We start from the raw sequence: 14,755 nt of genomic DNA, 5'->3' as shown, positions 1-14,755 counted from the left end.
TGGTGCTGCTCGAGGGGCTCGACCTGCCCGAGGACCGGCTGCCCGCCACCCGCGGGGAGCTGCTCGCCCGGGCCGGGCGGCCCGCCGAGGCGGTCGGTGCGCTGGACGCCGCGATCGCCCGCTGCGACAACGCCGCCGAGCTGGCCCACCTCCGGTCCCGCCGGACCGCGCTCGCCCAGGTCGTCGTACGTGCCGAGCACCCGTCTGCTCCGGACGGATGACGTCCGGCAGGGTCAGCCGCCGGCGACCGCCGGGATGACCGAGATCTGCGCCCCGTCGGGGGTGGCGGTGGTCAGGTTGTCGAGGAAGCGGACGTCGTCGTTGCCGACGTAGACGTTGACGAAGCGGCGCAGGTCCCCCGCCTCGTCCACCACCCGGCCGCGGATCCCCGGGTACGCCGCGTCGAGGTGGTCGAGCACCTCGGCCAGGGTGCCGCCCTCGGCGGTCACCTCCGAGGCGCCGCCGGTGTAGCTGCGCAAGATGGTGGGGATGCGGACGCTGACGGCCATGGTGGCTCCTTCTCCGGCGGGCGGTTCAGGCGATGCCGGTGGCGACGAACGCGGCGTACGACGGGTCGATGACGGCGGCGGGGCCGACCCGGCCGGCCACGGCGTCGAGGGTCTTCAGGCCCATGCCGGTGTTGATCACCACGGTCTCCAGCGTCGGGTCGAGCTGACCGGTCTCCACCAGCTTCCGCAGCACCCCCACGGTGGTGCCACCGGCGGTCTCGGTGAAGATCCCCTCGGTGCGGGCGAGCAGGATGATCCCCTCGCGCACCTCCTCGTCGGTGACGTCCTCCACGGCGCCGCCGGTCCGCCGGCAGACGTCGAGCACGTAGGGCCCGTCGGCGGGGTTGCCGATCGCCAGCGACTTGGCGATGGTGTCCGGCTTGACCGGACGGACGACGGGCTGCCCCTGCTTGAAGGCCGCGGAGACCGGCGAGCAGCCGGTGGCCTGCGCGCCGTACACGCGGTACTCCTTGGCCTCGACCAGGCCGAGCGAGATCAGCTCCTGGAACGCCTTGTCGACCTTGGTCAGCTGGGAGCCCGAGGCGACCGGGATGACCACCTGGTCCGGCAGCCGCCAGCCCAGCTGCTCGGCGATCTCGTAGCCCAGCGTCTTGGACCCCTCGGCGTAGAAGGGCCGGACGTTGACGTTGACGAAGGCCCAGCCGTCCTCCTCGCCGGCGATCTCGGAGGCCAGCCGGTTGACGTCGTCGTACGTGCCGTTCACCGCCACCAGCTGCTCGGTGTAGACCGCAGAGTTGACCTGCTTGGGCTGCTCGAGGTTGCTCGGAATGAGGACCACGGTCCGGATGCCGGCCCGGGCGCCGGCGGCGGCCACCGCGTTGGCCAGGTTGCCGGTGGAGGGGCAGGCGAACACCTTCGCCCCGAGCTCGCGGGCCGCCGACAGCGCGCAGGCCACCACGCGGTCCTTGAAGGAGTGGGTGGGGTTGGTGGAGTCGTCCTTGACCCAGAGCCGGTGCAGGCCCAGCTCGCGGCCGAGGTTGTCCGCGCGCAGCAGCCGGGTGAAGCCCGGCTCGGTGTTCGGGCTCTCGGTGATGTCGGCGGGGACCGGCAGCAGGGCCCGGTAGCGCCAGATGTTGCGGGGGCCGGCCTCGATCTCCTCGCGGGTGACCGCGGGGAAGGCGTAGGCGACCTCGAGCGGGCCGAAGCACTCCGGGCAGGCGTAGTGGGGCCCGAGCGGGCTGCGGTGGCCGCACTCGCGGCACGACAGCCCGGTGGCGTTGCCGAAGGCGCCCTCGCGCAGCCCTCCGGGCTCCGGAGCTCCGGAGAACAGCGACGGGTCGGCGAGGGGCGGCTCGGCCAGGGATGCGCTCACAGGAGTCCTCCTTCTCATCTGTCCCGGACGGCGGTCGCCACGGGTCGGATTTGGCACCGTTTCCACGACTGCCCGCGGGGCAGGAGGCTCGTGGCGGTTGCCGGGACGTCGACGGGCCGTTCCCTCAGTCCCTCGTGATGAGCGATGGCTAGCCTAAGTGCCGGATGGTCCCGGCGCGAAGCCGCCCATCCACCATGTGGACATCAGTCCCACTATCCGGACATGCCAGGCTGGGTCCGTGGACTTCACCTCCGAGCAGGCCCGACACAAGTACGACGCGTTCGTCGCCGCTGCGCCCGCCGCGGTGGTCGGGCTCGACATGGACGGCACCCTCTCGCCGATCGTCGACGACCCGGCCCTGGCCCACGTTCACCCCGACGCGCCCGAGGTGCTGGTCGAGGTGGCCCGGGCGGTCCGGGCCGTCGCGATCATCACCGGCCGTCCGGCGCGCCAGGCGCTCGCCCTGGGCGGCCTCGACGAGGTCGGGGAGGCGATCGCCGCCGACGGGCGCGAGCTCTACGTCTTCGGGCAGTACGGCCACGAGCGCTGGTCGTCCTCCCAGCGCCGGGTCGTCTCCCCGCGCCCGCCCGCGGGGCTGGGCCGGTTCCTGGCCGAACTGCCGGCGGTGCTGCGTCGCGCCGACGCGGCGACGGCGTACGTCGAGGAGAAGGGCCTCGGCGTCGCGGTGCACACCCGCCGGATGCCGGACCCGGCGGAGGCGCTGGACCGGATCCTGGCGCCGATGACCGAGCTGGCCACCCGGCACGGACTGCTCGTGGAGCCCGGCCGCAACGTCGTGGAGGTGCGCGCCCCCGGCGTCGACAAGGGCTGGGCGGTGCACACGCTGGCACGCGAGCAGGACGCCGGCGGGTTCCTGTTCGCCGGCGACGACCTCGGCGACGTGGAGGCCTTCGCGGCGGTCGACGAGCTCGCCGGCGGGGGGCTGGCCACGCTGCTGGTCTGCTCGGCCTCCCGGGAGCAGAGCGCGCTGCGCGAGCGCGCCGACGTCGTGGTCCCCGGGCCGGAGGGCGTGCTGGGCCTGCTGCGTCAGCTGGCCGAGGACGTCGGGCTCAGCCGGCGTCGTCGGTGAGGATCACCGTCAGCCGGTCCATCTGCATCGGGTCCACCGCCGGCTGCCGGCGGCCGATGCCGAGGTCGAGGGCGAGCAGCTTGCCGGCCTCGGCCAGGCGGGGCGGGTAGTAGACGGTCGAGGCGGGGATGGTGCCGTACCAGTTGTCCGAGCCGACCACCCGCCAGCCGGCGTTGGCGGCCCGGGTGGCCACGCGGCCGGCCAGCCCGGTGATGCCGGAGTTGTTGTAGACCTCGACGTAGACCTTCTCGCGCCGCACCGCCGGCCGGGTCGGCTCGGTGGGCCTGCTGGACGGGGGTGCCGCCGGAGACGGCTCCGCGCTCGGCCGCGCGACCACGGCGATCTCCCGCTCCTGCGCGGGCTCGTGGCCGGTGACCACGAAGGCGAGCCCCGCCATGGTCACCGCGAGGATGCTGAGCAGCACCAGCGGCGAGGGGAAGGCGACGCCGCGCTCGTCACGACGGCGCGTGGACGCCTGCGGCGCGCTCGGCACCGCTCAGACCTCGAACCCGAGCCGCCGGGCGGAGCGCTGGCGCTGCCGGGTGGCGCGCAGCCGGCGCAGCCGGCGGACCAGCAGCGGGTCCGCCTCGAGCGCCTCGGGCTTGTCGATGAGCGCGTTGAGCACCTGGTAGTACCGGGTGCTGCTCATGTCGAACATCTCCCGGATGGCGCTCTCCTTGGCACCGGCGTACTTCCACCACTGCCGCTCGAACTCGAGGATCTCGCGGTCACGGTCGCTGAGGGTCGCGTGACCTCCGGCGGCGCCGGGCAGGGCGTTCGCAGCGTCCATGTGCGGGGCTCCCGTGGTGAGGTGGGGCATGACGCGTCCCACTGTAGGCGACGAATGACAGCTGTGTCATTCGTCCCGGGCGAGTCGTGGTGAGTGAGCGCGCACCAGGTCGCGCACGGGGGGACGCCGGCGGGGCGGCGCGCGCACCGGCCACCCCGCGCCACACCCAGGACGGCCCGGCCCTGTGACCTGGCCCACACCCCCCGCGGCGTCGGCTGGTTAGGGTGGTCGCGTGCCCCCTCAGATCTCGGCCGACCTGGTGATCGTGGCCAACCGCCTGCCGGTGGACCGGATCACCGAGGACGACGGCAGCCCGGGCTGGCGGCGCTCGCCGGGCGGTCTGGTCAGCGCCCTCGAACCGGTGATGCGGGCCAACGACGGCGCCTGGATCGGGTGGCCGGGAGGCACCGACAACGACCTGGAGCCGTTCGTCGAGGACGGTCTCAGCCTGGTCCCCGTGGCGCTGGGCGCCGAGGAGGTGGAGGACTTCTACGAGGGCTTCTCCAACGGCACGCTCTGGCCGCTGTACCACGACCTGGTGGCCAAGCCGGAGTTCCACCGGGAGTGGTGGGACGCCTACGTCGCGGTGAACCGCCGCTTCGCCGAGCAGGCCGCGGCGGTGGCGGCCGAGAATGCCACGGTGTGGGTGCAGGACTACCAGCTCCAGCTGGTCCCGCAGATGCTGCGCGAGCTGCGCCCCGACCTGCGCATCGGGTTCTACCTGCACATCCCGTTCCCGCCCACCGAGCTGTTCCAGCAGCTGCCCTGGCGGCGGCAGATCCTCGCCGGGCTGCTCGGCGCCGACCTGATCGGCTTCCAGCTGCCCGGCGCCGCGGCCAACTTCGTGCGCCTGGTCCGCCAGCGGGTCGGCCACAAGACCCACCGCGACCTGATCCACCTGCCCGACGGCCGGACGGTGCGGGCCGCGGCGTTCCCGATCTCGATCGACGCCGAGGGGTTCGAGGAGCTCGCGGCCCGTCCCGGCGTCGCCGCCCGCGCCGCGGAGATCCGCGAGTCCCTCGGCAACCCCGAGACGGTCTTCCTGGGGATCGACCGGCTCGACTACACCAAGGGCATCTACGTCAGGCTGCGCGCGTTCGGCGAGCTGCTCGCCGAGGGCGAGCTCACGGTCGGCCACGCCGTCTTCGTCCAGGTCGCGACCCCCTCCAGGGAGCGCGTCGACCAGTACCGCCGGCTGCGCGACGAGATCGACCGGCTGGTCGGCCGGATCAACGGCGACTTCGGCGAGATCGGCTCCCCCGCGATCTCCTACATGCACTCCTCCTACCCGCGCGAGGAGATGGCGGCGCTGTACCGCGCGGCCGACGTGATGGTCGTCACCCCCTACCGCGACGGGATGAACCTGGTCGCCAAGGAGTACGTCGCCTGCCGGCTCTACAACGACGGCGCCCTCGTGCTCTCGGAGTTCGCGGGCGCGGCCGAGGAGCTGCGGCAGGCCTGGCTGGTCAACCCGCACGACATCAACGGCATGAAGGCGGCCCTGCTGGAGGCCAGCCGCGCGGGCCCGCGCGAGAAGAGCCGCCGGATGCGGGCGATGCGCCGCCAGGTGATGGAGCACGACGTACGCCGGTGGGCCGACACCTTCCTCAGTGAGCTCTCCTGCGTGGGCGGACGGGACCAGCCGCCGCTGCGGCGCGTGTGAGAGCGGGTACCCGGAGGATGAGACGAGCCGCGAGGCCGGATAGATTCGTTCCATGGACCTGATCCCCAAGCCCGATCAGGTGGTCTCGGCCGCGAGCAACGTGGCCCACAAGCTGCTCTACGGCGGTCTGGCCGACCTCCGCCCGATGCCACGCACCCTGGTCTCCGACGGCACCCTGCGGGAGCTCTACCACTACCGCCCCGCCGGCCGCTCCACCACCGAGGGCGACCCGGTGCTGCTGGTGACCCCCCTCGCGGCCCCCAGCCTCTGCTTCGACCTGCGCCGCGGCTGCTCCCTCGTCGAGCACCTGGTCCAGGCCGGGCGCCCCACCTACCTGGTGGAGTACGGACAGGTCTCCTTCCGCGACCGCAACCTCGGCATGGAGCACTGGATCGACGAGGTGGTGCCCACCGCGATCCGGGAGACCTCCGAGCACTGCGGCGGGCGGCCGGTGCACCTGGTCGGCTGGTCGCTGGGGGGCATCTTCGCCCTGCTCACCGCCGCCGACCAGCCCGATCTGCCGATCGCGTCGGTGACCGCGGTGGGCACCCCGTTCGACGTCAAGCAGGTCCCGCTGGTGGCCCCCCTGCGTCCCCTGCTCAACCTCACCGACGGGAGGGGCGCGATCACGCGCACCTACCAGACCCTCGGCGGTGCCCCGAAGCCGCTGGTGCGCTGGGCCTTCCAGCTCTCGTCGTTCCAGAAGCTGGTGACCAAGCCGCTGGCCATCGCGACCCGTCTCGACGACACCGACTTCCTGGCCCAGCTCGAGGCCGTGGACCGGTTCACCGACAACATGATCGCCTACCCCGGGCGCACCTTCGGCCAGCTCTACCACCGCTTCGTCAAGGGCAACCAGCTCGTGCACGGCACGTTCGCTCTCGGTGACCGGATCATCTCCATGGCCAACCTGCGGCAGCCCGTCCTGGTCTTCGCCGGAGCCACCGACGGCATCGCGCCCGTGCCGGCGGTCCGGGCGCTGCTGCCCCTGCTCTCCGGCGCGCAGGAGGTGCGGTTCGAGATCGTCCCCGGCGGCCACCTCGGCATGCTCACCGGCCGGGCCTCCCGCGGCACCACCTGGCGCGTCATGGACGAGTGGTTCGACCAGTGGCAGTCGCCGCAGGCCGCGCCGGCGACCGCCCGACGTACGCCGCGCACCACGCGCAAGACCGCCCCGAAGACCGCGGCACCGAAGGCTGCGCCGAAGAAGCCGAAACCGGCCGGGAAGTCCGCGCCGAAGAAGCCGAAGCCCTCCGGGAAGGCCGCGCCCAAGAAGCCGAAGCCGGCCGGGAAGTCCGCGCCGCAGAAGCCCACCGAGGCCGCCGAGCCGACGCGGGCGGAAGGCGCGGAGCCGGCGATCGGGGTCAACCCCCAGCGCCGCTACGGCTCGCGCGGCTCCCGGGCGCTGGCTCCCTGACCCGGCGGCCCGGGTGAGGGCACCCCGCCCGGCCGAGGTCCACGGACGGCGGTAGCCTGCGACCCATGCCAGGCACGGACGCGCTCCCGCGGAGGGTCCGCATCGGCTACGGGTCGGGCTCGGTGGCCACCGGCGCGTTCGGCACGGTCCCGGGACTGATGCTGCTGCCCTTCCTCACCGACAGCCTCGGGATCGCCGCCGTCTGGGCCGGCCTGATCGTGTTCCTGCCGAAGTTCTGGGACGTCGTGCTGAACCCGGTCGCCGGTCGGATCTCCGACCGCACCAGCGACCCGCGCGGTCCCCGCCGGCCCTGGCTGCTGCGCGCCGGGTCCCTGCTCGCGGTGGCGTTCGCGCTGATCTTCGCCACCCCCGAGATGGACAGCAAGGTCCTGGAGTCGGTGTGGGTGCTGGTGTTCTTCCTCGCCGCCGCCACGGCGTACGCCTTCTTCCAGGTCCCCTACGTCGCCATGCCGGCCGAGATCACCCGCTCCTACGACGAGCGGACCCGGTTGATGACCTGGCGGGTGGCGATCCTGGCCTTCACGATCATGCTCGCGGGCGCGACGGCGCCGATGATCCGCAACGCCGTGGGCGGCCGCGACGGCTACCGGGCGATGGGCGTGGTGATGGCGCTGATCATCTTCACCGGTGCCGTGCTCGCCTACCGGGGGACGCGCCACGCGCCGATCGGCGCCGTCGAGCCCGGGCCGGGCGGCCTGCGCGACCAGCTGCGCATCGTCGCCTCGGCCCGCGACTTCCGCTGGCTGCTCACGACGTTCGTGGTGCAGGCGCTCGGCACGGGCTGCATGCTCGCGGGCGTCGACTACGTCGCCAACGACGTGCTGGAGCAGCCGAGCGCGGGCACCATCCTGTTCGTCTGCTTCGTCGCCCCCGCCCTCCTGCTCACCCCGGTCTGGGCCCGGGTCGGCGAGCGGATCGGCAAGAAGCAGGCCTACGTCCTGGCCAGCCTCGTCTTCGCCTCCGGCGCCCTCCTGGTCTCCCTGGTCGGCACGGTGCCGATCGCGCTGGTCTACCTCGCCACCGGCCTGGTCGGGGTGGGGTACGCCGGCGGCCAGGTCTTCCCGATGGCGATGCTTCCCGACGCGGCCGCCGTGGACGCACGGCGTACCGGGACCAACCGGGCCGGGGTGTACACGGGCGTCTGGACCGCGGGCGAGACCCTCGGCCTGGCGCTCGGCCCCGGGCTGTTCGCGCTGGTGCTGGCGATGGGTGGCTACGAGTCGTCGACGACCGGTGACGTGGTCCAGCCCGACTCGGCCCTGCAGGCCATCGTGCTCGGCTTCTCGCTGCTGCCCGCCGTGCTCACCGTGACCAGCCTGCTCTGGCTGCGCCGCTACTCCCTCGACGCCGCTGCGGTGGACCGGTGAGCGCCGGTCGCCCCCCGTCCCACACAACCCCGGAGGTGCCCCATGCCCGACCCACTCACCCGGCTGCGTGAGCTGCAGGCCGGCGACCTGCCCGTCCACGGCGGCCGCACGCTGGCCTACGTCTACGACTCCGGCTCCGACGAGGTCGACCGGGTCGGCCGCGAGGCGGTGGCGGCGTACGCCGGCTCCAACGGGCTCGACCCGACCGCCTTCCCCAGCCTGCTGGTGATGGAGAACGACCTGGTCGGCTTCGCCTGCGACCTGCTGGACGCCCCGCCGGAGGCCGTCGGGACGGTCACCTCCGGCGGCACCGAGTCCTGCCTGCTGGCGGTGCAGTCCGCGCGGGACTCCCGACCCGACGTCGCCCGGCCCAGCATGGTGCTGCCCGACACGGCGCACGCGGCGTTCCGCAAGGGGGCGCACTACTTCGGCGTCGAGGCGCGCGTGGTGCCGACCGGTCCTGACTTCCGGGCCGACCCGGCCGCGATCGCCGCGGCGACCGACGACACGACGGTGCTCGTGGTGGTCTCGGCGCCGTCGTACGCCCACGGGGTGGTCGACCCGGTGACCGAGGTGGCCGCGCAGGCGGCGGCGCGGGGCGTGCGCTGCCACGTCGACGCGTGCATCGGCGGCTGGGTGCTGCCGTACGCCGCGCGGCTGGGGCGGCCGGTGCCGCCGTGGACGTTCGCCGTCGAGGGGGTCACCTCGATCTCGGTGGACACCCACAAGTACGCCTACGCCCCCAAGGGGACCTCGGTGCTGCTGCACCGGTCGCCGGCGCACCGTCGGCCGCAGTACTTCGCCTCCGCCGACTGGCCGGGCTACACGATGCTGAACTCCACGATGCAGTCCACGAAGTCCGGCGGACCGCTGGCCGGGGCGTGGGCGGTGCTGCAGACCCTCGGCGACGAGGGCTACCAGCGGCTGGCCGCCGAGACGTTCGAGGCCGTGGACCGGATCGTCGAGGGGGTGGCCGGGATCCCGGCGCTGCGCCTCGCCGTACCCCCCGACTCCACCCTGGTCGCGCTGGTCACCGACGGCTCCTGCGACGCCTTCACGGTGTGCGACGAGATGCTCACCCGCGGGTGGTACGTCCAGCCGCAGATGTCCTACGCCGGCCACCCGCCGACCGTGCACCTCTCGGTGTGCGCGGCGACGCTCACCCACGTCGGCGAGCTGCTGGTCGCGCTGCGGGAGTCGGTGGACGCCGCGGTCGCGGCCGGGCCGGTCACGGTGGACGAGGGCGTGGTGGCCTTCATCGCCGCCCTCGACCCGGCAGCGCTCAGCGACGAGGACTTCGACGGGCTGCTCGCCGCGTCGGGCCTGGTCGGGCAGTCCACCGAGGGCGGGCTGGCGCTGCCGAGCCGGATGGCCGAGATCAACGCGATGCTCGACCTCGCCTCCCCGGCGATGCGCGAGGCGCTGCTGGTGGCCTTCCTCGACCGGCTCTCCCGGCCGTCCCGGCCCGGCTCGGCCTGACCGGACGCCCGCTACCCTCCCGACCATGGGCACGCTGGCCGACCTGGTGGACAAGGGGCTGGTGGCGCCGGACTGGGCGGAGGCCCTGGCCCCGGTCGAGCCGCGGATCGCGGCGATGGGGGCGTTCCTGCGAGCCGAGCTGGCGGCCGGACGCCACTACCTGCCCGCCGGGCGCCGGATCCTGCGCGCCTTCCGGCGGCCGCTCGCCGACGTCCGGGTGCTCATCGTCGGACAGGACCCCTACCCCACCCCGGGGCACCCGGTCGGGCTGAGCTTCTCGGTCCCGCCGGACCTGCGGCCGGTCCCCGGGTCGCTGCGCAACATCTACGCCGAGCTGCAGGCCGACCTGGGCCTCGAGCCGGTCCGGCACGGCGACCTGACCGCCTGGGCGGACCGGGGCGTGATGCTGCTCAACCGGGTGCTCACCGTCCGTCCGGGCGAGGCGGCCTCGCACCGCGGGCGTGGCTGGGAGGAGGTCACCGACTGCGCCATCGGCGCGCTCGCGGCACGCGGCGGCCCGTGCGCGGCGATCCTCTGGGGGCGCGACGCGCAGACCCTCAAGCCCCTGCTGGCCCCTCTGCCGTGGGTGGAGTCGGCTCACCCCTCTCCGCTGTCGGCCAGCCGCGGCTTCTTCGGGTCGCGCCCGTTCTCGCGGGTCAACCGGCTGCTGGTGGAGCAGGGCAGCGCTCCGGTCGACTGGACGCTCCCCGCTGACCCGGCCGTCGGCGACCCGCTGGAATAAAGTTGAAGCATCAACTATTATGCCGAGTATGAACGACCGGATGCCAGCCCTCTACATCGGCCACGGCGCACCGCCCTTGCTGGACGACCCCGTGTGGTCCGGCCAGCTCGCCGGCTGGGCCCAGGACCTGCCGCGCCCCCAGGCGGTGCTGATCGTCAGCGCCCACTGGGAGTCCGCGCCCCTCTCGCTCTCGGCCCAGGGAGTGGAGCTGGTCTACGACTTCGGCGGGTTCGCGCCGAAGTACTACCGCATGCGCTACGACACCCCGGACGCCTCGGCGCTGGCGGCGCGGGTCGCGGCGCTGATGCCCGACACGGAGCCGGTGCACCAGCACGCCTCGCGCGGGCTCGACCACGGCGCCTGGGTACCGCTGACGATCATGTACCCCGCCGCCGACGTGCCGGTCGTGCAGATGTCGATGCCGACCCACGACCCGGCCCGGCTGATGGCGATCGGGGAGCGGCTGCGCCCGCTGCGTGACGAGGGCGTGCTGATCATCGGCTCGGGCTTCCTCACCCACGGGCTGCCGTTCCTCACCGAGTGGCGCATCGACGCCGCGGTGCCCGGCTGGTCGGCCGACTTCGACGCCTGGGCGGCCGAGGCGCTCGCCCGCGGTGACGTCGACGCGCTGGCGGCGTACCGCTCGAAGGCCCCCGGCCTGCCCTACGCCCACCCCACGGTCGAGCACTACACCCCGCTCTTCGTCACCCTCGGCGCGGCGACCGACCCGACCCAGCCCGGCACCCAGGTCATCGACGGCTTCTGGATGGGACTCTCCAAGAGATCACTGCAGGTCGCCTGACCCCACCCCGTTGACTCGCGCCCCGCACCCTGTTGACTCGCGCCTCCCGCCCCGTCGAGTCGCGCCTTGCACCCCGTCGAGTTGCGCCTTGCACCCTGTTGACTCGCGCCTTGCACCCCGTTGAGTCGCGCCTTGCACCCCGTTGAGTCGCGCCCTCCGTCCCGAGCGGTGCCTGGGCTACGGTGATCGGATGATCACGCACACGCAGCTGGTGGTCGACTCGGTGGACCCGCACCCGCTCGCCGACTGGTGGGCCGAGGCGCTGGGCTGGGCGGTCGAGCCCCAGGACGAAACCTTCATCCGCTCGATGGTCGAGCAGGGGCATGCGGAGGAGGCGGACACCACCACGCACCGCGGACATCTGGTGTGGAGGACCGGCGCGGCCATCCGTCCCGCCGAGGAGCTCGACGATCCACAGGGCCGGCGGATTCTTTTCCAGCAGGTGCCGGAGGCGAAGACCGTCAAGAACCGGCTGCACCTCGACCTTCGCGTGGATCCCGGTACGCCGCGCGCCGACGAGATCGCCCGCCTGGTGGCGGCAGGTGCCACAGTGCTCTACGAGGCCAGCCAGGGGCCGTACAGCTGGACCACCCTGGCCGATCCTCAGGGCAACGAGTTCTGCGTGACCGGCTGACCGCCCCTCGGCTCAGCGCAACCGTCGAACGGGATACTCGCAGCTGGGCGCCGCGATCACGTCCTGGGCGGCGACCAGGCGCAGCTCCCGCTCGCCGGACCGCCAGGTGGCCAGCAGGACCCCGTAGACCGACGAGGCGGTGCGCGCCAGGGCTTCGTCGGACCGGCCGGTCGCAGCGAGGTGCGCGGTGAACAGTGCCGCGGTCAGGTCACCCGAGCCGTTGGCGGTGATCGGCAGTCGGGGGGTGCGGACCGCCCAGGCGCCCTGACCGTCGACCGCAACCATCTCGAGCGCGTCGGCCGGCAGGCCGGGGTGGGTCACCGACGTCACCAGCACGACCGACGGCCCGGTCCGGCGCAGTCGGTCGACGGCGCCCAGCACCTGCTCAAGCGTCTCGGGGTCGGTGCCGGTGAGGTAGCCCAGCTCGAACTGGTTGGGGGTCACCACGTCCGCAGCCGGCACGACAAGGCCGCGCATCAGGTCGGGGATCTCGGGCCGGACGAAGCAGCCGGACGCCGCGTTGCCCATCACCGGGTCACAGGTGTACGTCGCCGCCGGGTTCGCCGCGCGCACCCGCGCCACGGCGTCCACGACGACCGCCGCCAGCTCGGGGTCACCCAGGTAGCCCGAGAGCACGGCGTCGCACGAGCCGAGCACGCCCCGTTCCTCGATGCCGAGGATCACCGCCGCCACGTCGGCGGCGGGGAGGAGCGGTCCGCGCCACGCGCCGTACCCGGTGTGGTTGGAGAAGTGGACGGTGAGAACCGGCCACACCTCGTGGCCCAGCCGCTGCAGGGGGAACACGGCCGCCGAGTTGCCGACGTGGCCGTAAGCGACCGAGGACTGGATGGAGAGCACGCGCATGCGGCGATCATCCCGCGCCGTCTCGGCCTGGTCATGCCGCGGTCCGGCGCCACGTCGTGAAGGCGCCACTCAACCGGGGTGAAGGCGCGACTCAACCGGGCGGAAGGCGCGACTCAACGGGGCGCGGGGCGCGACTCAACGGGGTGCGGGGCGCCAGTCAACGGAGCGGGGCGGGACGCGCGACTCAACGGGCCGACGAAGCGCAGGGCCAGGCTCTGTTCAGCCCAGGGGGATCCGGATCACCGTCGTCGAGGCGGCGGGGAACACGTAGTCGAACCCGGTGGCACCGATGTTCCAGGACCGCGTGTGGAGGGTGACGTCGGGCGGGCCACCCGGGTGGTTCCACGACGTGAACGACGGTCCGGTCACCGAGGTGATGGTGGCCGAGCCACCGGACCGACCACCCACCAGCTCGACGCGGACGCGCACGGCGGTGAGCGGGAGCCGGTTGACCACGAGAAGGTTCAGGGCGCCCTGCACCCGCGTGGCCGCCATGGTCAGAGCGCTGTAGGAGCCGGACAGGCCCGCCGGGTGCCGCGTCGGATTGCCTGTGGTGCGAGTGGCGAGCAGCGTCCCACCCGCAGAGAACATCGGCGCGAGCGCCTGCCGGGTGACGGCGTCCGCCGTGAACGTGTAGAAGGGCGCCGGGCCCAGCACGGCGCGGTCGATTCCCCAGAGGAAGTCGTCACCGGTCCCCCACCGGATCCGAAGGTTGAGCCACGCGGCCCACTGCGAGGACATGTAGACCGCGTGGCTCACCGACGTCGCCCACGAGGGGTAGGTCTCGTCATCGCCACGAATCGCAGAGAACTCCGTGAGAAGAAGCGGCCGGGCGGCCGGCCGGGTCCCGAGCAGGCGGGCGACTCCGGCGCGCCGAGCTTCTGCGGCCAGCATGAATCGGTCATGACCCTCCAAGGGGCTCGACCAGTGGGCCTTGCCTTCGGCGGGGCCGAAGGAGGTGATCGGGTGCGTGGTGAGGCAGTCGAAGGCGCGCTTCCCGACCACATCCAGGAATGCCGCCGTCCCCCAGCTGGAGCAGACCTTGATGGAGGGGTCGACGGCCTTCATGCTGCGGGCGAAGGCGAAGAAACCCTGGTGGACGCTGCGGTACGACGCCTGCACCGCGCTGCCCTCGGCCGGGATCGCGCCGTGCGTGCCATCGCCGAACGTGACGCGTCCGGAGGTGGCCTCCAGCGTGTACACGTGGTCGTCTGCGGAAGCAGCCGCGAGGTCGCCGACCCGTGTCCACTCCTGACCGTCGACCACCACCTGGGCCGATCCGCTGCGCACCGGTGGGTACAGCATCTCGAACGTCTGGGACGCACTCCCGTCGGAGCGGACCCCGTCGGGCGGGTGTGCGCAGTTCTTGCCCAGTCGCTCACCTGAGATGACGGGACTGCCACCGAACGCGTACTGGCGTACCGCGATGCGGCCGTCGGAGGAGAGCCAGTAGCGCGAGGCGCGGTGGTCCTGCTCGTTCCCGATCTCCCACCAGTGCACCCCGTACGGCTGCGGATGGCCGTTCCCGGCGCGGACGTCGGCCCAGTCCACCCCGCCACCGGGGTTGCCGGGAACGCCGGCCTGTGCGTTCATGTACTCCACCCAGTCCGCCGCGTCTCCGGGCGTCTCGGTCACGAACGGCATCATGATGAAGGGCTGGGCGTCGACCAGGTCGAGGAAGCGCATGTACTCGTCCGGGCCGAAGCGCAGCTTCTTGGTCAGGCCCGGCCCGTGCGGCGCGTTCCCGTCCACCTGGCAGCCTCGATCCGGGCCGATCGCGCGCTTCCAGTCGTAGAGGTTCCCCACCGACCCGCCCGGGAACCGCATGGACTGGATCCCCGCCTTCACGGCCCCGTCCACGGCGGCCGGCTGGGGCTGGTCGGCGTCGGGGTCCCACAGCCCGTAGCCGTTGCGCCGGTAGTGGTGGTTGACGCCCAGCAGCGTCGTCGGCGCCTTGCCCCGGTCGCTGTGCACCTGGACCACGATGGTGGCCTTCGGTCGCCCCCGCGCGGAACCGGTCGAGCCCGCCGGTTGACCTGTCGAA

General features: G+C 73.0%; 14 protein-coding genes, 1 pseudogene and 1 riboswitch. Of the genes and pseudogenes, 9 read left to right on the top strand and 6 right to left on the bottom strand.

Features of this window, described 5'->3' with window-relative positions; genetic code table 11:
- Positions 1 to 221 (top strand): annotated as a pseudogene (locus tag PLP61_RS08160) (hypothetical protein); the annotation flags it as partial.
- Positions 222 to 233: 12 nt separating this feature from the next.
- On the opposite strand, the gene PLP61_RS08155 reads toward PLP61_RS08160, so the two are convergent.
- Both PLP61_RS08155 and thrC read right to left on the bottom strand, forming a co-directional pair.
- The gene (locus tag PLP61_RS08155) at positions 234 to 509 is read right to left on the bottom strand and encodes a MoaD/ThiS family protein (protein ID WP_324502114.1); all 276 of its coding nucleotides are present in this window, start codon (positions 507 to 509) and stop codon (positions 234 to 236) included.
- Positions 510 to 534: 25 nt separating this feature from the next.
- Positions 535 to 1,800 (bottom strand): threonine synthase, encoded by a 1,266-nt coding sequence (thrC, locus tag PLP61_RS08150; RefSeq protein WP_502888996.1) that lies wholly within the window; start codon positions 1,798 to 1,800, stop codon positions 535 to 537.
- A gap of 53 nt (positions 1,801 to 1,853) precedes the next feature.
- A riboswitch (SAM riboswitch) is annotated at positions 1,854 to 1,986 on the bottom strand.
- 94 nt (positions 1,987 to 2,080) lie between these two features.
- On the opposite strand from thrC, the gene otsB reads away from it, so the two are divergent.
- Entirely contained in the window at positions 2,081 to 2,932 is an 852-nt protein-coding gene (gene otsB / locus PLP61_RS08145; RefSeq protein ID WP_324502112.1) for a trehalose-phosphatase, read from the top strand.
- On the opposite strand, the gene PLP61_RS08140 is transcribed toward otsB, so the two are convergent.
- A complete protein-coding gene (locus PLP61_RS08140; RefSeq protein WP_324502110.1) occupies positions 2,913 to 3,425 on the bottom strand; it encodes a LytR C-terminal domain-containing protein in 513 nt (170 codons plus the stop codon). The genes otsB and PLP61_RS08140 overlap by 20 nt on opposite strands.
- 3 nt (positions 3,426 to 3,428) lie before the next feature.
- Positions 3,429 to 3,722: a nucleoid-associated protein NapA gene (napA, locus tag PLP61_RS08135; protein ID WP_324502116.1), complete on the bottom strand. Its 294-nt coding sequence runs from the start codon at positions 3,720 to 3,722 to the stop codon at positions 3,429 to 3,431.
- Between the two features lie 232 nt (positions 3,723 to 3,954).
- Here napA and PLP61_RS08130 point away from each other — a divergent pair, with 232 nt between their 5' ends.
- The 7 genes from PLP61_RS08130 to PLP61_RS08100 all read left to right on the top strand — a co-directional run bounded on the left by PLP61_RS08130 (position 3,955) and on the right by PLP61_RS08100 (position 11,847).
- Positions 3,955 to 5,385 (top strand): alpha,alpha-trehalose-phosphate synthase (UDP-forming), encoded by a 1,431-nt coding sequence (locus PLP61_RS08130; protein WP_324502108.1) that lies wholly within the window; start codon positions 3,955 to 3,957, stop codon positions 5,383 to 5,385.
- Positions 5,386 to 5,437: 52 nt separating this feature from the next.
- Positions 5,438 to 6,802, top strand: coding sequence for an alpha/beta fold hydrolase (locus PLP61_RS08125; protein ID WP_324502106.1), 1,365 nt, complete (start codon positions 5,438 to 5,440; stop codon positions 6,800 to 6,802).
- A 65-nt stretch (positions 6,803 to 6,867) separates the two neighbouring features.
- A complete protein-coding gene (locus tag PLP61_RS08120; RefSeq protein ID WP_324502104.1) occupies positions 6,868 to 8,190 on the top strand; it encodes an MFS transporter in 1,323 nt (440 codons plus the stop codon).
- Between the two features lie 42 nt (positions 8,191 to 8,232).
- On the top strand, positions 8,233 to 9,669 hold the full coding sequence (locus PLP61_RS08115) for a pyridoxal phosphate-dependent decarboxylase family protein (RefSeq protein ID WP_324502102.1): 1,437 nt from the start codon (positions 8,233 to 8,235) through the stop codon (positions 9,667 to 9,669).
- 25 nt (positions 9,670 to 9,694) lie between these two features.
- Positions 9,695 to 10,411, top strand: a complete 717-nt coding sequence (locus tag PLP61_RS08110; RefSeq protein WP_324502100.1) for a uracil-DNA glycosylase — start codon at positions 9,695 to 9,697, stop codon at positions 10,409 to 10,411.
- 28 nt (positions 10,412 to 10,439) lie between these two features.
- Positions 10,440 to 11,213: a dioxygenase family protein gene (locus PLP61_RS08105; protein WP_324502098.1), complete on the top strand. Its 774-nt coding sequence runs from the start codon at positions 10,440 to 10,442 to the stop codon at positions 11,211 to 11,213.
- A gap of 190 nt (positions 11,214 to 11,403) precedes the next feature.
- Positions 11,404 to 11,847, top strand: a complete 444-nt coding sequence (locus tag PLP61_RS08100) for a VOC family protein (RefSeq protein WP_324502096.1) — start codon at positions 11,404 to 11,406, stop codon at positions 11,845 to 11,847.
- A 12-nt stretch (positions 11,848 to 11,859) separates the two neighbouring features.
- On the opposite strand, the gene pdxY is transcribed toward PLP61_RS08100, so the two are convergent.
- Positions 11,860 to 12,711, bottom strand: a complete 852-nt coding sequence (gene pdxY / locus PLP61_RS08095; protein ID WP_324502094.1) for a pyridoxal kinase PdxY — start codon at positions 12,709 to 12,711, stop codon at positions 11,860 to 11,862.
- A 219-nt stretch (positions 12,712 to 12,930) separates the two neighbouring features.
- The coding region (locus PLP61_RS08090) for an alpha-L-arabinofuranosidase family protein (protein ID WP_502888995.1) at positions 12,931 to 14,755 on the bottom strand (1,825 nt) is incomplete at its 5' end.

The sequence above is a fragment of the Nocardioides sp. genome (genome assembly GCF_035429765.1).
Classification (GTDB): domain Bacteria; phylum Actinomycetota; class Actinomycetes; order Propionibacteriales; family Nocardioidaceae; genus Nocardioides.
This window is presented reverse-complemented; position numbering and strand designations above follow the sequence as displayed.